The organism is Pantoea graminicola (assembly GCF_048452665.1).
GTDB lineage: Bacteria > Pseudomonadota > Gammaproteobacteria > Enterobacterales > Enterobacteriaceae > Pantoea.
In genome coordinates this window covers 68166-88863 of record NZ_JBLWSJ010000001.1, presented here as the reverse complement: position 1 = coordinate 88863, position 20698 = coordinate 68166, and the positions used below count along the sequence as shown (strand labels likewise).

Genomic DNA, 20698 nt, shown 5'->3' with positions numbered 1-20698 from the left:
TTAGCTGGCCAGCCCCTCCTGCCGCCACTGACGCGGACTGATGCCAAACCAGCGGCGAAAGGCGCGTGAGAATGCACTGACTTCGGAGTAGCCCAGCAACAGGGCCATCTCCGAGATAGGCAGCTGTTTCTGCTGCAGATAGTGTGTGGCCATTTCGCAGCGCACCTGATCCACCAGCGCGCTGAAGCTGCAGCCCTCTTCACGCAGCCGCCGCTGCAGTGACCAGCTCGACAGGCCGAGTTTATCGGCCACCTCCTCCAGCACCGGTTCGCCCTGCATCAGCGATAAGTTAACCTGCGAACGGGCCAGCTCGATCATGCTCTGCTGCGACGTGCCCCGGTTGAGCCGCCGGATCGCATCCTGCATCACCATCAACAGGATCGGATCGCTTTCCGGCATCGCACGCAGCAGATCGCGCTTCGGGATCACCAGCGAGTTAAATGGCTGATCGAACCAGACCGGCGCATCGAACACTTTGCAGTGATCGTGCCACTGGCCGGGACGCGGATGCTCAAAGTGCACCTCACGCGGAGCCCAGTGGCGGCCCGCGACGTGGCGGATCAGGTTCATAAACATGCCCAGCGTCAGCTCGGCATCCTGGCGGCGAGAGAGGATGGCACCGTGCCGCACCTGATAGTCAAGCCGCCAGCACTCGCCCTTATCCACCAGACGGGTCAGCGTATCGTGCTGATGCCAGGGAAACGCGGCTACCACGTTTTGCAGCGCCTGCTCCAGGGTGTCGGAGCAGAGGCCAATGTAGCCGATCAGGCCTAATGACTGCGGTTTAAACTGCCTGCCGTAGTGCAAACCGAAGTTATCAGATCCGGAGTGGCGCGCCGCCTCTTCCAGCACCCGACAGTAGTTCACCAGCCCCAGGCTCAGCGTCGGGCTGGCCAGCCGTTCCGGATCGATGCCGCTGATGCCGAAGATGCGATCGGCATCGCCGCCCTGCGTATAGATAAACTCGCTTAATCCGGTCGCTGCCGCAGCCAGCACGCCGTGATTGCCTGCCCCTGTCGCGGCAGAGCAGGCAGCAAACGCATCGGGTTTTATCAGTGTCGGATTCATGGTCGCCTCTGTCAGATTCAGGTGGATCACCCTCACCGAACTCTGAGCAAGTTCCATACCAGGTCCCCGCAACCCTGAATGCGGCCTGCGGGCGGCCCGGTAGGCGCAGAAACCTGTTAACCGGCACTGCGGCGGCGCAGGGACGCCCGCCGCTGGTGCATCAGGCGCCGACCGGCAGCGCACTGCCCGCCAGATAACGGCGGCAGAGGCGCACCGAGTGGCTGGCCCATTCCGGCCCGAGGCTGCGCGCCATTTCCGTTTCCGCATGCGATCCCACCCAGGCGGTGAGCTGGATACGGCGCTGGATCAGCAGCGCGGGCAGCACGGCTATCTCTGCATCACTGATATGCGCCACCTGCTCATAACCGCGGATCCAGTGTTCGATCCACTCTGGCGCGCGCGGATGGTGCTCCACAAAACTGATCGCCGCCGCCAGATCGTGCAGATACCAGCCCAGCCCGCAGTCGTCAAAGTCGATCACCCGCGTCTCCCCTTTGTGCAGCAGCAGGTTGGTCAGCCGCAGATCGGCATGGATCAGGCCATAGCGATCCGATCCCTTGCCAAACTGCGCCAGTGCCGATCCCACCTGCGCGATCGCCTGCTCTACCACGCCGTGATCGGCGGCAGGGAGATTGGGCGCATCCTGCCAGCGTCCCCAGTGACTGCGGGCGCTGGTCATGGTGTCGTGATCCCAGATAATGCGGCGAAAACCCGCAGGCGGCTGCCACTGTTTGCTGTGCTGATGCAGCCGCGCGGTAATCTGGCCGAGCTGCTGAAAAGCGCGGGGATCGACCTCGGTCGTGGGCATCTCCCCCTCGATCCAGTGAAACAGCACGGCGTAACGCTCTCCGCCATCCGGCAGCCGCAGCGTCAGGACCTTTTCGCCCGTCTTATCCGGCACCGCTTCCGGCACCATGATGCCGGTTTCGCGCAGCGCATCGAGCCACAGCAGTTCGCTGGCGATGTCTGCCTTCTGATGATAATCGCCACGGTGCAGCCTCAGCGCATAACGGCGGCCAGCGGCCTGCAGCAGAAAGGTGGCGTTCTCAGATCGGCACAGCAGGCTGAGCGTGCCCTGCAGCGCGGCGGGATAACAGGCCAGCGCCTGCCGGGCCATCAGGGTCAGTTGGGAATCATTCAGATTGTCATATTGTTTAGCGCTCATCACTCCGGCTCCTGGTCACTTGCGTGAACTCAGCATGCGTCGCCGGCTGCGGCGCTGCTTGACCTCAGAAGAGACAAAGTTGACCGCAGCGTGCAGCCAGCCCGGTTGCTGCCGCTGAGTTGACCGCGGAGGACAGAAATCACTGCGCCTGCGTCAAGTCGCGCCGCGCCGGGCTTCGGCATTATCACTGCTTTAGCGTCATGGCGGTGTAACGCCGCGTGAGACCAACAACGACGGGGATAACGGTATGACAGACAGACTCAAGCCCACGCTGGGCACGCTGCATCTGTGGGGAATTGCGGTTGGCCTGGTGATCTCAGGCGAATACTTTGGCTGGAGCTATGGCTGGGCCGTGGCGGGCACGCTGGGATTTCTGGTGACCACCGCGCTGATCGCCACGCTCTATACCTGCTTTATTTTCAGCTTCACCGAACTGACCACCGCGATCCCCCATGCGGGCGGCCCCTTTGCCTACAGCCGCCGCGCCTTTGGCGAAACCGGCGGGCTGATCGCCGGTCTGGCGACGCTGATTGAGTTTGTTTTTGCGCCCCCGGCAATTGCCATGGCGATCGGAGCCTATCTCAACGTGCAGTATCCCGCTCTTAACCCGAAAACTGCGGCGGTGGGCGCCTATCTGCTGTTTATGACGCTGAATATTCTCGGCGTGAAGCTGGCGGCGATGTTTGAGCTGGTGGTGACCGTACTGGCGGTGCTGGAGCTGCTGGTATTTATGGGCGTCGTCTCACCCGGCTTCAGCCTGGCTAACTTTACCGCACACGGCTGGGCGGGCAGCGACAGTTTCGGTCTGCCCGCCTTCTCCGGCATTTTCGCCGCGATTCCTTTTGCCATCTGGTTTTTTCTCGCCATCGAGGGCGCGGCGATGGCGGCTGAAGAGGCGAAAGATCCGAAGCGAACCATTCCCCGCGCCTACATCAGCGGGATTCTGACGCTGGTGGTGCTGGCGATTGGTGTGATGCTGCTCGCGGGCGGCGCAGGCGACTGGCGGAAACTCTCCGATATCAATGACCCGCTGCCGCAGGCGATGAAAATGATTGTCGGCGAACATTCGACCTGGATGCATATGCTGGTCTGGATCGGGCTGTTTGGCCTGATTGCCAGCTTCCACGGCATTATCCTCGGCTATTCCCGCCAGTTTTTCGCCCTGGCTCGCGCGGGCTATCTGCCACCCTCTCTGGCAAAACTGTCGCGTTTCCATACGCCGCATCGGGCCATTATTCTCGGCGGCGTCGTGGGTATTGCAGCGATCTACAGCGACGGCGTGATTAATCTGCAGGGAATGACGCTGACGGCGGCGATGATTACGCTGGCGGTGTTTGGCGCAATTGTGATGTATATCATGAGCATGCTGAGCCTGTTTAAACTGCGGCGCAGCGCGCCGGAGATGGCGCGCAGTTTCCGGGCGCCTGGCTATCCGGTGGTGCCTGGCATCGCCCTGCTGCTGTCGGTGGTCTGCCTGCTGGCGATGCTCTGGTTCAACCCGGTGATTGGCGCGCTGTTTGTTGCCATTATGCTGGCAGGCTGGCTCTATTTTCTGGCGACCAAAACGCAGCGCGCGCAGGCTCCGCAGGACAGTATGCTGGTGGGCGAATAGCGGCGGCTCAGTCGCGCAACAGTGATGAACGATTCAGCGCCTGACAACGGGCGCTGAATCGCCAGCGAAGATCCCGGCATCAGCCGTGCAGCGGCCAGAGCCACGCGGCACCGCGCACGCCGCTGGAGTCGCCATGCTGCGCCTTGCAAACCGGCGTTTCGCACTCGCCGCCAAACACCCACGTCTTCATCAGCAGCGGCACGGTCTGGTAGAGACGATCCACATTGCTCATGCCGCCGCCCAGCACGATGATATCGGGATCGATCAGGTTCACCACATGCGCCAGCGATTTCGCCAGCCGGATCTCATAGCGGCTCATCGCCAGCCCGGCGATCGGATCCTTCTGCGCCAGCAGCGAGACGATCTCCGCCCCTTTGCGATGAACCCCGCTCAGCCGCTGGTAGTCGATGCCAAAGCCGGTGCCGGACACAAAGGTCTCTATGCAGCCCTTCTGACCGCAGTAACAGGGGACCTCCTCACGATAACGCAGTTCATCCTCATCCATCCACGGCAGCGGATTGTGGCCCCACTCACCGGCGTTGCCGTTGCCCCCGATGCGTGATTCTCCGTTGATCGCCACGCCCGCGCCCGATCCGGTGCCGATGATCACGGCGAAGACGACCGATCGACCGGCCCCGGCCCCGTCGATCGCTTCCGACACCGCCAGGCAGTTGGCGTCGTTGGCGATACGCACCTCCCGGTTCAGCATCCTGGCCAGATCCTTGTCCAGCGGCTGACCGTTCAGCCAGGTCGAGTTGGCATTTTTTACCCGCTTTGTGTAGGGCGAAAGTGAGCCAGGGATCCCGATGCCGACCGTGCCGGTTTCGCCGGTTTTCTGCTCGGCCAGGAAAACCAGATCGACAATCGTCTGCACGGTTGCCTGATAATCATCACGCGGGGTATTCACCCGCTGTCGGAACAGCGCCTCTCCCTTATCTGACAACGCGATGACTTCTGTCTTGGTGCCGCCGAGATCGATGCCTATACGCAAGGTGAATTCCTCGTTGATGAGTCAGGTGAGAAATACAGTAAAAGGGCTCTGCCGGAAAGGCAATGAAACCACGCCCATGTTTCGTTATCATGCGCGCTGACTCTCGCAGACTTGTGCGCCCGATCGCGCTACGGTAAGGAATCCCGATGTTGTGGTTTAAAAATATGATGGTTTATCGTCTGAATCGTGACATTCCGTTGTCCGCAGATGAGATGGAAAAACAGCTCGACGCTTTCACGTTTTCGCCCTGTGGCAGTCAGGATATGAGCAAGACGGGCTGGGTCCCGCCGATGGGCAACCGCAGCGACGCCCTGACCCATGAAAATAAGGGTCAGATCGTAATCTGCGCCCGCAAAGAAGAGAAAATTCTGCCTTCGCCGGTGGTGAAACAGGCGCTGGAAGCGAAAATCGACAAGCTGGAAGCAGAGCAGAGCCGTAAGCTGAAGAAGACCGAAAAAGATTCGCTGAAAGATGAAGTGCTGCACAGCCTGCTGCCGCGCGCCTTCAGCCGTTTCAGCCAGACCTTTATGTGGATCGACACGGTCAACAACCTGATTATGGTGGACTGTGCCAGCGCGAAAAAAGCGGAAGATACGCTGGCGCTGCTGCGCAAAAGTCTGGGTTCCCTGCCGGTGGTGCCCCTGACGCTGGAAAACCCGATTGAGCTGACCCTGACCGAATGGGTGCGTTCGGGCGATCTGCCCGCCGGTTTTGCGCTGATGGACGAAGCGGAGCTGAAAGCCCTGCTGGAAGATGGCGGCGTGATCCGCTGCAAAAAACAGGATCTGGTATGCGATGAGATCGCCAACCATATCGAAGCGGGCAAAGTCGTAACCAAACTGGCCCTCGACTGGCAGGAGCGTATTCAGTTCGTGCTGGCCGACGATGGTTCAGTGAAGCGCCTGAAGTTCAGCGATACGCTGCGCGACCAGAATGACGACATCGACCGCGAAGATTTTGCCCAGCGCTTCGATGCGGACTTTATCCTGATGACCAGCGAACTGGCCGCCCTGACCAGCAATCTGGTGGAAGCACTCGGCGGCGAAGCTCAGCGTTAAGTCACCCGGCGGCATCATTCAGGCACGGTCTGCCCGCATTGGCGGTAAGATCCGGTCAGGGCTGAAACACGCTCAGATCGGCGGGACGTAAAATGTCATCCGGGGCGGGACGTTCCTGGTCTGGACCTGTTACCGGGGCGTAACGCATGTTTATTGCTGCCTGAATCACCCGGTGCGCGGTTCGCCGCAAACTAAAAGGGCCGCTGAGCGGCCCTTTATTTAACCTTTCAGGTAACGGCAGAGATAGGAGCTGGGTTCGCCGACCTGCAGATGAAATTCGCTGTGGCCGGGCACGTTAAACACTGAACCCGCTTCAAACCATTTCCATTCGGTTTCGCCTGGCAGCAGCACCTTAAGCGAACCGCTGACCACGGTCATCTCTTCCGGCTGGCCGGTTCCGAAGGTATATTCCCCTTTTGCCATCACGCCCACGCTGGCACGGCCCGTGCTCGCACTATCAAAACCGATAGACTTAACTTTTCCGTCAAAATACTCACTGATGTTGAGCATAACCGTTCTCCAGAGCACATGTGTGTGTCTGGCAGTGTAGAAGGGAACCTGCTGATCTGTCACGCGAAATCATGGCCGTTTGTGATCTCTTCAGCCGGGCCGGGCACGGAGCCGGAAATCGCCCTGATACGAGGGGGAAAGGAGGGAATAAGCGGAGAAAGGACACAGACGCAATGTCAGGTGGCTGTGAGATCCGCCTCTGCGGGCAAAACGCCGCAGGCAAACAGGCCGGCTTCCCTGCCAGCATCAGCATTTACTCTTTTTCGACGTCTTCGTAGCGCGCTTTGGCATCACGCGCTTCTTCTTCCGTCTCATGCTCACTGATTAACGAATTGGGTTTGGGATGATCGGCACGCAGTTCATAATACGTGACTTTCTTTCCTTCAGGGCCCTTCTCAACAGGCACGATTTTCGCTTCACGCGGATAGGGTGGTCTGGTCGGCATACGGTGTCCCTCTTGTCTGAATAACATTCCACAGGACAGGCTGCTGCCTGCCATGGGATCAGTATAGACAATGGAGTCTGAAGCGGGCCGGAAGCGGGAAAAATCTGAGGTCAGCTGGCGCGCGCCAGGGAGAGCGAAAGCAGGATCGCCTCCACCACCCGCTCAGGTGACTGCATGGCATCCACCTGATGGTGCGCTGCGGCCTGATAGAGATGCGCGCGCTCGCGCAGCACATCACTCATCTCGTCTGCGATGGGCCGCCCGGTCAGGGTCGGACGCTGAGCCGCTTCGGGTTCACTTTCCAGCCGCTCTGCCAGAACCTCCGGCGATGCACTGAGCCAGATGACCTGTCCCTGCTCCTGCATGTAACGGCAGTTCTCTTCAGCCAGAACCATTCCGCCGCCGGTGGCGATGACGGTGCAGGGTGCGGTGACGGCCCGCAGCGACTGCGCTTCACGGGCGCGGAACCCCTCCCAGCCCTCCTCTGCCACAATCTCGGCCACGCTGCGCTGCGTAGTGAGCTGCAGATGGTGATCGGTATCCGTAAAGGCATAGCCCAGCGCCTGCGACAACGCCTCGCCGACCGTGGTTTTGCCGCAACCGCGAGCGCCAATCAAAAAGATGGGTAGTGACATCAGGGCCGTTCCTCCGCCTGACCGCGCGATGCGGCTGCATGGTGTGCTGATTAATGCGACGCATGATAACTGGAAATTATTATGGCCTCCACCCGTCAGGCACGATTTACGCATTTTCGTCTCCTTAACGGCGATAATCTCTATCTTTTCAAGGCCAAACCCATGCACACTTTGTGCATCAGCGGCCAGACAGGGCGGTAAATATTGCGCAAAACCGGGGATAATCGCGGCTGGCAATATTTGCTTACCGCCCCGATTTTACTTTTCCCGCTGGCGCCCACATATACTGTTAACCATCGCCACAGGAGAGTCATCATGCAACGCGAAGAACAACAACTAATCGAAGGGCTGTTCAGCCGTCTGAAACAGGCTGAAAGCCAGACCGTGGCTCGGGATGCCGCAGCCGAACAACTGATAAACCAGCATCTTCAGACCCAGCCTGGCGCCCCCTACTATATGGCGCAGGCGATCCTGATTCAGGAAGCGGCGCTGAAAAAACTGAATGAGAAGATATCGGCGCTGGAAAGCCAGGTTACTCAGTTGCAACAGCAGCAACAGCAGCAGCCCGCGCAGAGCAGCGGCGGCTTTCTGTCAGGGCTGTTTGGCAGCGGTTCGCGCCAGCAGCAGCCTGTTCAGCAGCAGCAGTCGCCGTGGAACAGTGCGCCACAGCAACCGGCTCAGCAGCAGTATGCACCCGCGCAGGCCGCGGCACCGCGCGGCACCGGCTTCCTGGGCGGCGCACTGCAGACGGCCGTGGGCGTCGCAGGCGGCGTGGTGATGGCGGATATGCTGACCAGCATGTTCCATCACTCGCAGCCGGAGGAGATCGTTAACATTATCAACGAACCGCCGCTGCCTGAGATCAACGATAACCTCAACACCTTTAACGGTGGCGACGATCAGGCTGATAGCTTTAACGGCGGCAACGACAGCAGCTTCCTGGATCAGAATAGCGGCTGGGACACGGATTATGCCAACAATGGCGATCTTAACGATTTTGGCGGCAGCGATTTCGACGATGACGACAGCTTCGTTTAATTGCCACGCTTCTGCTGAGTGAGCCAGCTATCCAGCTCATTGGCAAACTGCTGGCGGTCACGCGGACTCATGGTCGCGGGGCCGCCGGTCTGCACGCCACTTGAGCGCAGGGTGTCCATAAAATCGCGCATGGTCAGGCGCTCACGAATCGTCGCCGGTGAGTAACGTTCGCCGCGCGGGTTAAGCGCCGCCGCTCCCTTCTCAATCACCTCCGCCGCCAGCGGAATATCCGCAGTGATCACCAGATCGCCAGGCTGCACACGTCTGACGATCTCGTTGTCCGCGACATCAAACCCGGCAGGTACCTGCAACGTGCGCAGATAAGGCGATGGCGGTACGCGCAGAAACTGATTCGCCACAAAAGTGACCGTGGTCGCGGTGCGGTCCGCCGCACGATAAAGCACCTCTTTAATCACATTCGGACAGGCATCCGCATCGACCCAGATAGACATCTTAATTCCTTACAGTCAGAGAAGGCTCGATCTTGCCGGGTTCCGTTTAAATGGCAAATTTTATTTGCGCTGCGCTGTCCGGCAGTGACGATGACTTGTTATTCAGGCTGGCTGAAGTAAGCTGCCTGATAACAAAATGACGACTGTCCTGAGGAGAGAGCGGTGCTGACAAAAAAAATCGGGTTTATTGGCGGCGGAAACATGGCGAAAGCCATCGTCGGCGGACTGGTAAAGAGTGGAAAAGTCACTCCATCAGATATTTTCGTCTACGACCGCAAAGCCGAAACGAATCGGGCGATGGCGGAGGAGTATGGCATTCGTGCAGCAGAGAGCGCAGAGGCGCTGGCGCGCGAGGTGGACATTCTCTTCGGCGCGGTGAAGCCGAATGTCATCCTGAAAGTCCTGAAAGAGCTGTCGGGCAGCCTGAAAAAAGAGGCGATGGTGGTGTCGATTGCAGCGGGTGTCACGCTCGACTCGCTCTCATCGGTGCTGGGTTACGATCGCAAAATTGTCCGGGCGATGCCGAATACCCCTTCGCTGGTGAGCCAGGGTATGACCTCGGTGACGCCAAATGTGCTGGTTGAGCAGGCTGAAATCGACGAGGTCGTGGCGATCTTTGAGAGCTTTGGCAACGCGGCGGTGGTGGATGAATATCTGATTCACTCTGTCGTCGGCGTCAGCGGCTCTGCACCGGCCTATGTGTTTATGTTTATCGAAGCGATGGCGGATGCGGCCGTTTCTGGCGGCATGCCACGCGCCCAGGCTTACCAGTTTGCGGCGCAGGCGGTGAAAGGCGCAGCGGAGATGGTGCTGACCACCGGCAAACATCCTGCCGAACTCAAAGATATGGTCTGTTCACCTGGCGGCACCACCATCGAAGCGGTCAGGGTGCTGGAGCAGAAAGGGATGCGGTCGGCGGTGATTGAGGCGATGCAGCACTGCATGGCGAAATCAGAGGCGCTGAGCCGCAGCTGACGGTGGCATGAAAACGCAGGACGAACCGGCTCACGCCGTCGCCCTGCGCCCGCATTAACCGAGGTGTGGCTGGCAGAGCGCCACCGCCTCCTCCAGCGTCATCGGCTGCTGCATCCGTTCAATCAGTTCAGCGGTCAGCGTGTAGAGGCCGCATGAGCAGATCGCGGCCACGTTCCCCTGCTGTCCATAAAACGCCATAAACTTCTTCTCCTCCAGCGAACCGAGCAGCTGAAAATTGTCCCACTCTTCGGCATGACCCAGATACTCGTAACGGGTGCCGTACTGGGCTGTCCAGAAGAACGGCACACGATCATAGGCGACGGCCCGATCCAGCATATTCCAGGCGGCGGTCTGTCCCTGCTGATGGGCGACACGATAGTGCTCAATGCGCAGCGGCCCCTGGGCTGACGGATAGGTAGCGATATCACCGGCCGCCCAGATTGCGTCCGCGACCCGCAACTGTTCATCCGTCTGCAGGCTGCCATCTTCAGCCAGCGGCAGATCGTGGATAAAGTCGGTGACCGGTTTGACGCCGGTGGCAAACAGCACTACGCTGGCCGAGACCTGCTGCCCGCCTTTGAGCCGGACGCCGCTGACCTGCTGCTCCCCCTCCAGGGCTTCGATCTCGCCCTGCACCCACTTCACGCCGTTTTGCGCATGCAGCTGATAAAAATAGCGGCCAATCTGCTCGCCGAACCGTTTCGCAAAAGGCAGCGCCTGACGGGCAACCACGGTGACATCGATATCACGGTTACGCAGCGCAGAGGCCAGTTCGGTGCCGATAAAACTGTTGCCGATAATCACAATCTTATGAGTGGCATCCACCGCCTTCAGCAGCGCATCCGTCTGCGCTTTACTGCGCAGCAGGTGGACGCCCTCCAGGTCACGGCCCGGAAGTTCAGGCAGCACCGGCGCGGCGCCGCTGGCGATCAGCAGCCTGTCAAAATTCAGCGTTTCGCCATCATCGAAGATCAGCCGTTTTTGCTGCGCATCGAGACGGCTTACCCGGGCCTGAATACGCTCAACATGGTCCATGACATCGGCTTTCAGCAGCTGCGGCACCTCGTCGATCGCCATTTTGCCGGAGGGGACAAATTTGGTCAGTGCGGTGCGATCGTAGGGTGCGTCCGCTTCGCGTTCCACCAGGATGAGCCGGCCTTTAAAGCCGTCGTGACGCAGACGCCACAGCGCGGCGCTCCCTGCCGCCCCTCCGCCGAGTACCACATAAACCGGTGCGGCCGCCCCGCTGCCAATCGGTGCGGCAGGCGACATCGCTTTCGGGTTCACCAGCACCCGCCCCTCTTCGATGCGCAGCGGGTACTGTTTAAGATCGGCCAGCGCCAGCGGTTCACACATTTTGCCATCGGCCAGATCAAAGGCGGCTTTGTGCCACGGACAGACCAGCCGGTCGCCGCAGATCGCGCCCTGCTCCAGCGGCGCACCCGCGTGAGGGCATTTCGCCTGGTAAGCGCGGACATGTTCCCCGTCACGGATCAATAACAGGTCTGTTTCGCCAAGCGTTTTTTTAACCGGCTGTCGCTGGGGCAGATCGTTCAGGTCGACGATAAATTGATAATTCACGGCATGGCTCCTTTAGCGCTTCTGATGGGGGCGACGTAGCAGAACAGCGTTCTGCGTAAATCCTCACAAACAGTAAGTGTGGCAAAGGAAGCGGGAAGCCTGAGGAGGAATATTTATCAGAAATTTAACCTGTTGTTTAAACAGGTAATTTAATCGGGACAGTGAGGCGGGAAGAAACGGCCACCGCAGTGGCCGGAGAAGCGGTCAGCTCTTTTTCAGGCACTGGCTCATAAAGGTTTTACGCGCATCACCCGTTAACTTTTTCTCGCCAGCCTCGCCGTTACAGTTTTTCATCTTCATCTGTTGCGGCGACATCTGTGAGAGCTTGCTCTCTTTCTTCAGGCATTCGCTCATAAAGGTTTTGCGCGCATCCCCTTTGAGATCCTGCGATTTAGCATGCTGGTTACAGACGGTCATCTTCTCCTGCTGCGGGGTTTTTTCTGCCGCACCGGCCACGCCACTCACCAGCAGACCGGCCATCATCATTGCCATTAAACCGACTTTCATCCTGTTATCTCCAGTGTGGATTGTTCCCTGTTATTCTGGCAGCGAATAAGTAAAGCGGAAAATGTTTCAGGTCAAAGTGATGTGAAGATCCCATTCCCGGCGGGGGCGGAAGGCTCAGTGGCGGGGATGCCGCAGCAGCCTGTCGATGTGGTCGCGCAGCAGTTGCGCATCATCATCGTCATCGGCTACATGGGCCATGGCGCTATCAATGGTGGTCATGATCTCGCGATGGTGCTGCGGATCCAGTTTGCGAATCAGTGCGGTGACGACAATTTCCAGCGCCTCGATCTGCGCCACCTGCTCTTTCACTGTCGCCTCTTTTTCAGCCAGCTTAACCAGTAACTCAGCAATCAGGTTTTTCATACTGTTGCCTCAGCGAGGATGGAACGCTGAAATTATCACCACGCTGGCTAAAAAAACAGAGGGCAACAGCCTTTTTTTCAGTGAGTTAGCCCGCATCCCGGCGCTTTTCTTCGCCGGTACCGGCTGACTCTGGCGGGCGAAACGTTTTGCGGGCTGACCGCGCGGCGGTTAACGGTTTCGCCCGCCGCGTACTCCGCTTAACGGGGATCGATAAATCCGCGGCCCGGCCCGCCACCGTGGCCGCCCCATCCGCCACCGCCGCCCGGCGGCGGGAAGAGGCATCCGCTTAACGTTGTGACCAATGCCAGGATGGCCGCCAGCTTAAGGATTCGAATCATAATAACCTCAGAGTGAAAAAAATCGGGCTGAGTGTATGAAGCTCCCCGCATGGCGACAAGTGAGATTCCTCCGCAACCGGCCGCTATTCATTTTTGCTGACCAGACTTAACGGTTTACCCGCAGTAAGGCGGCACAATCACAACATTCCGCCAGGTTTTGCGGCAACATTATTTGTCTGAATCGGGACGGCGGACTCTTTACAGCCTGCGCAATTTTGCGCATTGTGAGCGCATTACATTTACAGGATACCCACATGACACTCTCTCAGGCAGCTCTTAGCGATATTCTCTCCCGGCGCGACTGGGAAAACCCGGTGGTGACCTCATTGCATCGGCTGGATGCACATCCGCCGTTCGCCAGCTGGCGCGATGAAATGGCCGCCCGCGATGACCGCCCTTCCGCCTCACTGCGCAGCCTCAACGGAGAGTGGGGATTCAGTTACTTTGCACAACCTGAGGCGGTGCCCGCCAGCTGGCTGCTGCAGGATCTGCCGGACGCTACGACCCTGCCTGTCCCGGCCAACTGGCAGATGCACGGCTTTGATGCGCCCATCTACACCAACGTGCAGTATCCGATTCCGGTCAATCCGCCGTTTGTCCCGGCAGACAACCCCACTGGATGTTACTCGCTCACATTTACGCCGGACGCGGAGTGGCTCGCTTCCGGACAGACCCGCATCATCTTTGACGGGGTCAACTCCGCCTTTCACCTCTGGTGCAATGGCCACTGGATCGGTTACTCGCAGGATAGTCGTCTGCCGGCGGAATTTGACCTGAGCGACGCGCTGCAGGCCGGCCAGAACCGGCTGGCGGTGATGGTGCTGCGCTGGAGCGACGGCAGCTATCTGGAAGATCAGGATATGTGGCGGATGAGCGGTATTTTCCGCGACGTCACGCTGCTGCACAAACCTCAGGTGCATCTGGCGGATGTTCAGCTGGAAACCCGGCTCAGCCCGGAATTTTCCCATGCTGACCTGCGCGCCCGGGTTCGCGTTGCCCTGCCCGCAGCGGCCACCTCAGCCTGCCAGCTGCGCCTTACGCTGTGGCGCGGTGAGCAGCAGATTGCACAGTGTCAGCAGCCGCTGGGCAGCGCCATTATCGATGAGCGGGGTCACTACCCCGAACGCGCACTGCTCACCCTGCCGGTGCCGCAGCCCGCGCTCTGGAGCGCCGAAACACCCCATCTCTATCGCGCCACGCTGGCGCTGCTGGATGCGGATCAGCAGGTAGTGGAGGTGGAAGCGTATGACGTGGGCTTCCGTCAGGTCACCATCGATAACGGCCTGCTCTGTCTGAATGGCAAACCGCTGCTGATCCGCGGCACTAACCGTCATGAACATCACCCGGAGCGGGGTCAGGTGGTGACTGAAGCGGACATGCGCCGCGACATCGCCCTGATGAAACAGCACAATTTCAATGCGGTGCGCTGTTCGCACTACCCTAACCATCCGCTCTGGTACCGGCTCTGCGATCAGTATGGGCTCTATGTGGTGGATGAAGCGAATATCGAAACGCACGGGATGCAGCCGATGAACCGGCTCTCCGACGATCCACGCTGGTTCGCCGCCTATAGCGAACGGGTGACGCGCATGGTGCAGCGCGATCGTAACCACTGCAGCATTATTATCTGGTCGCTGGGCAATGAGTCGGGGCATGGCGCGACTCACGATGCGCTGTATCGCTGGGTGAAAAGCAGCGATCCCACCCGCCCGGTTCAGTATGAAGGCGGCGGTGCCGATACCGCCGCCACCGATATTATCTGTCCGATGTACGCCAGGGTGGATGAGGATCAGCCGTTCCCGGCCGTGCCAAAATGGTCGCTGAAGAAGTGGATCGGCCTGCCGGGCGAAACCCGTCCGCTGATCCTCTGTGAATATGCGCATGCCATGGGCAACAGCTTTGGCGGGTTCGCGAAGTACTGGCAGGCGTTCCGGTCGTTTCCGCGCCTGCAGGGCGGCTTTGTCTGGGACTGGGTCGATCAGAGCCTGACCCGCTATGACGATCGGGGCAATCCGTGGCAGGCCTACGGCGGTGACTTTGGCGACAAGCCGAACGATCGTCAGTTCTGTATGAACGGGCTGGTGTTTGCCGATCGCTCGCCGCATCCGGCACTCTATGAAGCGCAGCGTGCGCAGCAGTTCTATCTGTTTACCGCCGATCCCGATAATCCGCTGAGCTTTACGGTCAGCAGCGACTTCCTGTTCCGCCACAGCGACAACGAGATCCTGCGCTGGTGCATCGAACAGGCGGGCAACGTGGTGGCGCAGGGGGAGGTGCCGCTGGATATTGCCGCGCAGGGCCAGCAGCGCATCACGCTGCCAGAACCGCCCGCGCTGCAGGGCGACTGCTGGCTTAATGTCGCGGTTTATCAGGTCCAGCCGACAGCGTGGAGCCCCGCCGACTGGCGTGTCGCCTGGGATCAGTGGGCGCTGCCCTCGACGATGGCGCTACTGCCGCTGCCGGAAGCGGGTGAGGCGCCGGTTCTGCATGAGGCGGCCGATGAGATCGTGGTCAGCCACCCGCAGCAGCGCTGGCACTTTTCACGCCAGAGCGGTGAACTGACGCAGTGGATGGTGGATGAGCAGCCGACGCTGCTCTCTCCCCTTCAGGACTGCTTTATCCGGGCGCCGCTGGACAACGATATTGGCACCAGTGAAGCGGAGCGGGTCGATCCGCATGCCTGGGTCGAACGCTGGAAAGCCGCCGGTTATGACCGGATGCACAGCCGCCTGATCGCCCTGACCGCCCATGCGCTGCCGCAGTCGGTGCTGATCGAAACGCAGCATGGCTGGTACGCCTGCGATCGGCTCGCCTTTATCAGCCGTAAACGTTACCTGATCAACGACCAGGGCGAGTTACAGCTGCAGCTTGCGGTTGAACAGTCGCGCGGCCTGCCGCCGCCCGCGCGCATCGGCGTGCGCTGTCAGCTGGCGCAGATCCCGGAGCAGGTAAGCTGGCTTGGTCTGGGGCCGCATGAAAACTACCCCGATCGTCAGCTGGCCGCGCAGTTTTCCCGCTGGCAGCAACCGCTGGAGCAGCTTTTCACGCCCTACGTGTTCCCGGGCGAGAACGGGCTGCGTGGCGGCACCCGTGAACTGGACAGCGGCAGCTGGCAGGTCAGCGGCGATTTTGCGTTCTCACTGAGTCGCTTCAGCCTGGAGCAGCTGCGTGAAACCTCGCATCGCCACCTGTTGCGCCCGGAAGCGGGCTGCTGGCTGCATCTGGATGCCTGCCACATGGGCGTCGGCGGCGATGACTCCTGGAGTCCCAGCGTCAGTCCTGAATTTTTGCTGACCCAGCAGCGCTGGCAGGCTGAGCTGAGGATTCGCCTGCCGGTCGCGCGGTCACCGGACGCCGGTAAAAACGCGTCAGACGCATCACATTAACCCGCACCACCAGGGCGGTGGACAGGAGACCCGGCGAAAACCTGCCGCCGCCAACACCGCCGCCCCCGGCAGTAGCCAGGAAACATAAAAGAGGGGGTGATAACCGAAGATCCGGCCAGTGTTTGTGTCGACGCACCGCAGGCATCATCGCGCCATCGGCGAAGCCCGGCAGAAAACGCAGCTCGCCCGGCTGCGTCGTACGGGTCACAAAAGAGAGGGCGACAAACAGCAGCGGCAAAAAGCCGGGTCGCCGTTGATGCCGCGCAATTCGCCACCCCATTTTTCCGCCAGATGACTGACACTGCCTGCCTGACGCCCGGTTTCTCTGCCCGCCCCCATCAATATGGAAAAATAGGTCATTCTGTTACTGACAACATTCTGCGGTGCTTCTATGTTTAAAAAACCGCCAGTCACGGCGGTGTGGCGATCTCTCTGATCGGCGCGACGCCCTCCGCAAAAAAAACGGTACCGTCCGACGACGCTGAGGCGAATCAGCTTCATAGACTGACATGCGCATGCCCGCCATAAGAACGGGCACTGTTTTAGCGGAGGTGGGGAATGCGTACAGCACCAGACAGCGCCAGCCGTGCAATCAGAGACTATTTCAGCAGCCCGAACTGGCGCACGCCGCCTGAATCTGACCTGCTGGCAGTGATTCTGCGTGAATTAATGGAAGCGGGAGAGCCCGCCACCAATAAAGCTATTATTGCGCGGGTGATTGATAAGCTGAAAGTCGAGGGCGACGAGATGCAGCTGCAACGCTACGGCGCCCTGCTGACTCAGCTTATCGGGACGCAGCCTGAGGAATAACGCGCCCGCTATTTCACCCAGCGCAGTTTATCCGCTTCGCTGACGCTGGCCCGCCCGCTGCTGCGCTGAAACAGGCACAACTCCCGCCCCCGCTGGTTCTGCATGTGGCGCTGCGGATAGCGTCCCTCCAGCAGCAGGACGCTGTAGCCGGTAGTATCGTCATACTCAATGGCGTCACCCAGCACCCGGACTTTGCTCAGGTGGCTGGCGTTAATGCACGCCTGCACCATCGTTTCATGACTCTTTTTCCAGGCTTCCGCGCTGGATGCCTGCGCCAGCATGCTGCTGAGTAACAGTGCGGGCATGAGTGCCACGATGCGTTTCATTTCTCTGCTCCTGTTCCGGCCCGAAGGCGCTAAAAAAATTCCCGCCGGGGCGGGAATAAACAAGACGAGCACTATTTATTGTGTGACGAGGACGTCTCTCTGACGCGCTGCTATCCTCGCCTGTCATTATGACAACCCTATGACATCGCTGCCGTTAGCCACAATAAACCGAGCTGATCGTGCCATTTTTGTCGGCCAGAAAATTAAGCCGGCTGAGGTTGAAGTCCATCGTGACCGCCGCGTTATACGGAATAGGACGTACCTGCTGATCGAAGTGCTGCCCCTGTAACGCCGTTAAGGGTTTGCCAACGTAGTTCTGAAACTGAGACGCGCCGCAGCGGTCCGTTTCGGGATCCTGAGCCACGCGCGCGGTGTCGGGCTGAGAGGCAGACTGACAGGCGGTGAGTGCAAACAGGCCAGTTACCAGCAGCCCTTTTCCATAAAATTTCACGTTCATTCTCCTGTTGGACGGGTAAAACTTTCCCCTAAGCGTAGCAAAACGTGCCCGCCGGTCTGAAGCCCGGAAAGATAAAGTTATGACAGCCCACGTGAAACCGGCTGGCCCACAGCGCGATTTTTTAAGATTAATCGCACGCCGTGCCTAAAAAAAGGGGTGAGATGGCGCCAGACTATATAGGAATGTTCTTAGCCTTAAGGAGGTCATGATGGAACTGGTAATCTTTATTGTCTGCGCAATGCTGATGACCGCCGTCGCGGTCAAAGTCCGTTAATGGATTTCAGCCGGATTCTGCGCGGTCCTTTCCAGAAGCGTACTGAATGCTGCCAGCGGCATCGGCCGACCGAGGAAGTAGCCTTGCCCCTCTTCGCACGAGAGCTGTTTTAGCTGATTCAGCTGCGCTTCTGTCTCAATGCCCTCGGCGGTAATTGTCAGGGCAAAAGCGCGCGCCAGCGCAATAATCCCGGCCACCACCGACTGCGCCTGCTGCGATTCCGGGAAGTCTTTCATCCAGGAGCGATCGATCTTCAGACCGTTAAACGGAAACGTCTTCAGATAGCCCAGCGCCGCATAGCCCGTTCCAAAATCATCCACCGTCAGCCTCACCCCCAGTGAGCGTAATCCCTGCATCACCTCCAGCGCATGTTGCGGATGCTCCAGGGTGACGTTCTCGGTGATCTCCAGCTCCAGACAGGTCGCCGGCAGACCACTTTTTGCCAGCGCATTCGCGACCCGCTGCACCAGATCGCTGGTGCGGAACTCCATCGGTGAAATATTGACGGAAACGTAGCGATCGCCACCCCAGCCCAGTGCGTCTTCACAGGCGCGCATCAGCACCCAGTCGCTGATGCTGGCGATCAGGCCGTTCTCTTCCGCCAGCGGAATAAAATGGTCGGGCGTAATCCACTGATCCGGGGCAATCTGCCAGCGAATCAGCGCCTCCGCCCCTGCCAGCTGTCCGGTAAGCAGCTGGTAACGGGGCTGATAGTGCAGGCGAAACTCATTGTTCTTCAGCGCCTTTTCAATCCGGCGCGCCATCTCACGCTTATCTTCCCGCTGGCTGGCCATCTCATTGGCATACCAGACCCACTGATTGCGCCCCGCTTCGCGCGCCTCGTTCAGTGCGATATCCGCCATGCGCAGCAGCACTTCGGCATGGGTAGCATCCTGCGGAACGCAGGCGATCCCCATGCTGATGGTGAGATAGTGAACATGCTGGCCCGTGCTGATCGGCTGCTGGATCTCGTGAACCAGATGCGCGCACCGCTGGTCAACCCGCTCACGGTTCGTGTCACGCAGCACCAGCACAAACTCATCACCACTTAACCGCGCAACCAGCTCCTGCGGGCCGATACAACGCTTCAGGCGCTGCGCGACCTGACTCAGTACCTCATCGCCCGTCGCGTGGCCCCAGGTTTCGTTGATCGGCCTGAACTGATCGAGATCCAGGGTAATCAGCGTCAGCGGCACCCTGTTTTCGGGCTGCTCAAGGTGCAGCGCCAGAAACTCCTGCAGCTGGATGCGGTTCGACAGGCCGGTTAAGACATCGTGACGCGACAGAAACTGAATGCGCGCCTCCGCTTCCATGCCCTGGGTGATGTCCGATACCGTGCCGCGAAAGCCGATGCGTTGCGCGTCACGCCAGATCGTTTTCGCGACCAGCTGGCCGATGCGCCGATGCCCCTGCGCAGACATAAACTGGCAGCGCAGCGGCATCGTCTGCCCGTCCTGCTCCTGACGCCGCAGCCAGGCGACCAGCGAATGGCTGGGATGTGTCAGCAGCTGATCGATATGACGTCCCAGCCAGTGTGTGATGTCGTGGCCGGTCACGGTGTGAAAGCGCGCCGAGAGATAGACCAGCCGGCCCTCTTCATCAGTTTCCCAGATCCAGTCTGATGCCGCTTCAGCGAGGTCGCGAAAGCGCGCTTCACTGTTGGCCAGCTCCTGCTGACTGATCGCCAGCAGCGCAAAGCGCCGGTCAGAGAGAATGGCGTTGGAGAGCGCGTGGCGGCTGACGCGCCGGGTAATCATGCCGATGATGATCGCCATCAGTATCAGCAGCGGCAGCAGAAAACAGAGCAGGCCCAGGCCCGGCATTTTTGACGTCCAGCGCAGCACAATCGACTCGCCGCCTGGCGGCGTCAGCACCATACGGGGTTCATGCATCGCATCCTCTTCACCAGCCGGCAGACGCAGGTCGCGCACATCCAGCGTCGCCCCCAGCGCCTGAAGTTTTTCCGGCGTGAACAGATTCACAAAGACCATCACGGATGGCGGTCCTGCCACTGGCGGCACATTGGCTATTTTGCCACTGCTGATCGGGGCAGCTACCACGATGGCGGGCGTGTGGTTGACCAGCACATCCCGTGTTATCGCCTTGTTGTTGAGCCGACGGCTGTCCGCAATCAGCGACTGCGCCTCTTTACCCAGCCAGGCCTCCAGTGGCGTCTCGGTGAGCCTGCCATCGATCACGGTGTACGTGGTACGGCCCTGGCCATCGACCACAAACACGCCCTCATAGTGGTACTCTTCGTAGAGTCCGGGGCCAAAGTTCTCTTCATCATACGCCCAGACTTTGTTGACCCTGACATGCAGATTGCGCCAGGCTTCGCCCCAGAACGCATAATCCCGGATGTCGGTGACCATCGCCTCCTGCCGGGTTTTCCACGCCTGCTGCATCAGCAGCCGGTCATGCTCCACCGAGACACTGTTCTGCCGCTGCGCAATTGTCAGCACCATCAGCATTGAGAGCACCAGCACGCCAAACAGCAGCAGCGAAAGCGTGCGCAGGCTGCGCCGCGTAAAGCGGACAGTGCGATCTTCTGTAGCATGGCTGAATGGCGCTGACGGCGGCGCCGGAGGATTAAAAGTCATCAAAAGTGCTCACTACACATTCAGGGTTTGAAACGGGTGGCCTGCAGGACAACATGGCTGCTGAACCAATAAGTTTTCTCAGTTATCGGCTGGCCTGGTCGGGTGTT

21 protein-coding genes are annotated in these 20698 nt (G+C 59.7%); 6 read left to right on the top strand and 15 right to left on the bottom strand.

Features of this window, described 5'->3' with window-relative positions:
- Positions 1–1068 carry an AraC-like transcriptional regulator QhpR gene (qhpR, locus tag ACNY69_RS00465; RefSeq protein ID WP_418797355.1) on the bottom strand — a complete coding sequence of 356 codons (1068 nt, stop codon included), beginning with the start codon at positions 1066–1068 and terminating at the stop codon, positions 1–3.
- Between the two features lie 160 nt (positions 1069–1228).
- Positions 1229–2233: a phosphotransferase enzyme family protein gene (locus ACNY69_RS00460; RefSeq protein WP_367396122.1), complete on the bottom strand. Its 1005-nt coding sequence runs from the start codon at positions 2231–2233 to the stop codon at positions 1229–1231.
- A 247-nt stretch (positions 2234–2480) separates the two neighbouring features.
- Between ACNY69_RS00460 and eat the strand changes: the two genes are divergently transcribed.
- Positions 2481–3845 carry an ethanolamine permease gene (gene eat / locus ACNY69_RS00455; protein WP_293770905.1) on the top strand — a complete coding sequence of 455 codons (1365 nt, stop codon included), beginning with the start codon at positions 2481–2483 and terminating at the stop codon, positions 3843–3845.
- Between the two features lie 79 nt (positions 3846–3924).
- On the opposite strand, the gene mak is transcribed toward eat, so the two are convergent.
- Positions 3925–4836: a fructokinase gene (gene mak / locus ACNY69_RS00450; protein WP_293770906.1), complete on the bottom strand. Its 912-nt coding sequence runs from the start codon at positions 4834–4836 to the stop codon at positions 3925–3927.
- 146 nt (positions 4837–4982) lie between these two features.
- On the opposite strand from mak, the gene rdgC reads away from it, so the two are divergent.
- The gene (gene rdgC, locus ACNY69_RS00445) at positions 4983–5894 is read left to right on the top strand and encodes a recombination-associated protein RdgC (RefSeq protein WP_111140885.1); all 912 of its coding nucleotides are present in this window, start codon (positions 4983–4985) and stop codon (positions 5892–5894) included.
- 219 nt (positions 5895–6113) lie between these two features.
- Here the strand turns inward: rdgC and ppnP are convergent, their stop codons facing one another.
- The 3 genes from ppnP to aroL all read right to left on the bottom strand — a co-directional run bounded on the left by ppnP (position 6114) and on the right by aroL (position 7484).
- A complete protein-coding gene (gene ppnP, locus ACNY69_RS00440; protein WP_418797116.1) occupies positions 6114–6404 on the bottom strand; it encodes a pyrimidine/purine nucleoside phosphorylase in 291 nt (96 codons plus the stop codon).
- A gap of 253 nt (positions 6405–6657) precedes the next feature.
- On the bottom strand, positions 6658–6849 hold the full coding sequence (locus ACNY69_RS00435; protein ID WP_111140887.1) for a YaiA family protein: 192 nt from the start codon (positions 6847–6849) through the stop codon (positions 6658–6660).
- 110 nt (positions 6850–6959) lie between these two features.
- Positions 6960–7484, bottom strand: coding sequence for a shikimate kinase AroL (gene aroL / locus ACNY69_RS00430; protein ID WP_111140888.1), 525 nt, complete (start codon positions 7482–7484; stop codon positions 6960–6962).
- Positions 7485–7799: 315 nt separating this feature from the next.
- Here aroL and ACNY69_RS00425 point away from each other — a divergent pair, with 315 nt between their 5' ends.
- Positions 7800–8522 carry a DUF2076 domain-containing protein gene (locus ACNY69_RS00425; RefSeq protein WP_111140889.1) on the top strand — a complete coding sequence of 241 codons (723 nt, stop codon included), beginning with the start codon at positions 7800–7802 and terminating at the stop codon, positions 8520–8522.
- Here the strand turns inward: ACNY69_RS00425 and ACNY69_RS00420 are convergent.
- On the bottom strand, positions 8519–8974 hold the full coding sequence (locus ACNY69_RS00420; RefSeq protein ID WP_111140890.1) for a YaiI/YqxD family protein: 456 nt from the start codon (positions 8972–8974) through the stop codon (positions 8519–8521). The genes ACNY69_RS00425 and ACNY69_RS00420 overlap by 4 nt on opposite strands.
- 162 nt (positions 8975–9136) lie before the next feature.
- Between ACNY69_RS00420 and proC the strand changes: the two genes are divergently transcribed.
- Positions 9137–9949: a pyrroline-5-carboxylate reductase gene (proC, locus tag ACNY69_RS00415; protein ID WP_418797115.1), complete on the top strand. Its 813-nt coding sequence runs from the start codon at positions 9137–9139 to the stop codon at positions 9947–9949.
- 54 nt (positions 9950–10003) lie between these two features.
- Here the strand turns inward: proC and ACNY69_RS00410 are convergent, their stop codons facing one another.
- From ACNY69_RS00410 to ACNY69_RS00395, 4 genes are all read right to left on the bottom strand, one after another.
- A complete protein-coding gene (locus ACNY69_RS00410) occupies positions 10004–11530 on the bottom strand; it encodes an FAD-dependent oxidoreductase (RefSeq protein ID WP_418797114.1) in 1527 nt (508 codons plus the stop codon).
- Between the two features lie 204 nt (positions 11531–11734).
- Positions 11735–12037: a PsiF family protein gene (locus tag ACNY69_RS00405; protein ID WP_111140893.1), complete on the bottom strand. Its 303-nt coding sequence runs from the start codon at positions 12035–12037 to the stop codon at positions 11735–11737.
- A gap of 114 nt (positions 12038–12151) precedes the next feature.
- Positions 12152–12400 carry an anti-adapter protein IraP gene (gene iraP / locus ACNY69_RS00400; RefSeq protein ID WP_293770914.1) on the bottom strand — a complete coding sequence of 83 codons (249 nt, stop codon included), beginning with the start codon at positions 12398–12400 and terminating at the stop codon, positions 12152–12154.
- Between the two features lie 197 nt (positions 12401–12597).
- Positions 12598–12738, bottom strand: coding sequence for a hypothetical protein (locus tag ACNY69_RS00395; protein ID WP_199560026.1), 141 nt, complete (start codon positions 12736–12738; stop codon positions 12598–12600).
- Positions 12739–12992: 254 nt separating this feature from the next.
- On the opposite strand from ACNY69_RS00395, the gene ACNY69_RS00390 reads away from it, so the two are divergent.
- Entirely contained in the window at positions 12993–16124 is a 3132-nt protein-coding gene (locus tag ACNY69_RS00390; RefSeq protein WP_418797112.1) for a beta-galactosidase, read from the top strand.
- 204 nt (positions 16125–16328) lie between these two features.
- Here ACNY69_RS00390 and ACNY69_RS00385 read toward each other — a convergent pair whose 3' ends face one another.
- Entirely contained in the window at positions 16329–16625 is a 297-nt protein-coding gene (locus tag ACNY69_RS00385) for a hypothetical protein (protein WP_146240865.1), read from the bottom strand.
- A 57-nt stretch (positions 16626–16682) separates the two neighbouring features.
- Here ACNY69_RS00385 and ACNY69_RS00380 point away from each other — a divergent pair, with 57 nt between their 5' ends.
- Positions 16683–16934 (top strand): biofilm development regulator YmgB/AriR family protein, encoded by a 252-nt coding sequence (locus tag ACNY69_RS00380; RefSeq protein WP_111140897.1) that lies wholly within the window; start codon positions 16683–16685, stop codon positions 16932–16934.
- Between the two features lie 8 nt (positions 16935–16942).
- On the opposite strand, the gene ACNY69_RS00375 is transcribed toward ACNY69_RS00380, so the two are convergent.
- From ACNY69_RS00375 to ACNY69_RS00365, 3 genes are all read right to left on the bottom strand, one after another.
- Positions 16943–17260 (bottom strand): hypothetical protein, encoded by a 318-nt coding sequence (locus tag ACNY69_RS00375; RefSeq protein ID WP_111140898.1) that lies wholly within the window; start codon positions 17258–17260, stop codon positions 16943–16945.
- Between the two features lie 154 nt (positions 17261–17414).
- The gene (locus ACNY69_RS00370; protein ID WP_111140910.1) at positions 17415–17711 is read right to left on the bottom strand and encodes an I78 family peptidase inhibitor; all 297 of its coding nucleotides are present in this window, start codon (positions 17709–17711) and stop codon (positions 17415–17417) included.
- 276 nt (positions 17712–17987) lie between these two features.
- The gene (locus ACNY69_RS00365) at positions 17988–20591 is read right to left on the bottom strand and encodes a bifunctional diguanylate cyclase/phosphodiesterase (protein ID WP_111140899.1); all 2604 of its coding nucleotides are present in this window, start codon (positions 20589–20591) and stop codon (positions 17988–17990) included.
- Positions 20592–20698 lie beyond the last annotated feature (107 nt).

Excerpts from the sequence above, each read along its gene's own strand:
- qhpR (WP_418797355.1), bottom strand. The coding sequence starts at position 1,068 with ATGAATCCGACACTGATAAAACCCGATGCGTTTGCTGCCTGCTCTGCC.
- ACNY69_RS00460 (WP_367396122.1), bottom strand. The coding sequence starts at position 2,233 with ATGAGCGCTAAACAATATGACAATCTGAATGATTCCCAACTGACCCTG.
- eat (WP_293770905.1), top strand. The coding sequence starts at position 2,481 with ATGACAGACAGACTCAAGCCCACGCTGGGCACGCTGCATCTGTGGGGA.
- rdgC (WP_111140885.1), top strand. The coding sequence starts at position 4,983 with ATGTTGTGGTTTAAAAATATGATGGTTTATCGTCTGAATCGTGACATT.
- ppnP (WP_418797116.1), bottom strand. The coding sequence starts at position 6,404 with ATGCTCAACATCAGTGAGTATTTTGACGGAAAAGTTAAGTCTATCGGT.
- ACNY69_RS00435 (WP_111140887.1), bottom strand. The coding sequence starts at position 6,849 with ATGCCGACCAGACCACCCTATCCGCGTGAAGCGAAAATCGTGCCTGTT.
- aroL (WP_111140888.1), bottom strand. The coding sequence starts at position 7,484 with ATGTCACTACCCATCTTTTTGATTGGCGCTCGCGGTTGCGGCAAAACC.
- ACNY69_RS00425 (WP_111140889.1), top strand. The coding sequence starts at position 7,800 with ATGCAACGCGAAGAACAACAACTAATCGAAGGGCTGTTCAGCCGTCTG.
- ACNY69_RS00420 (WP_111140890.1), bottom strand. The coding sequence starts at position 8,974 with ATGTCTATCTGGGTCGATGCGGATGCCTGTCCGAATGTGATTAAAGAG.
- ACNY69_RS00405 (WP_111140893.1), bottom strand. The coding sequence starts at position 12,037 with ATGAAAGTCGGTTTAATGGCAATGATGATGGCCGGTCTGCTGGTGAGT.
- iraP (WP_293770914.1), bottom strand. The coding sequence starts at position 12,400 with ATGAAAAACCTGATTGCTGAGTTACTGGTTAAGCTGGCTGAAAAAGAG.
- ACNY69_RS00395 (WP_199560026.1), bottom strand. The coding sequence starts at position 12,738 with ATGATTCGAATCCTTAAGCTGGCGGCCATCCTGGCATTGGTCACAACG.
- ACNY69_RS00390 (WP_418797112.1), top strand. The coding sequence starts at position 12,993 with ATGACACTCTCTCAGGCAGCTCTTAGCGATATTCTCTCCCGGCGCGAC.
- ACNY69_RS00385 (WP_146240865.1), bottom strand. The coding sequence starts at position 16,625 with ATGAAGCTGATTCGCCTCAGCGTCGTCGGACGGTACCGTTTTTTTTGC.
- ACNY69_RS00380 (WP_111140897.1), top strand. The coding sequence starts at position 16,683 with ATGCGTACAGCACCAGACAGCGCCAGCCGTGCAATCAGAGACTATTTC.
- ACNY69_RS00375 (WP_111140898.1), bottom strand. The coding sequence starts at position 17,260 with ATGAAACGCATCGTGGCACTCATGCCCGCACTGTTACTCAGCAGCATG.
- ACNY69_RS00365 (WP_111140899.1), bottom strand. The coding sequence starts at position 20,591 with ATGACTTTTAATCCTCCGGCGCCGCCGTCAGCGCCATTCAGCCATGCT.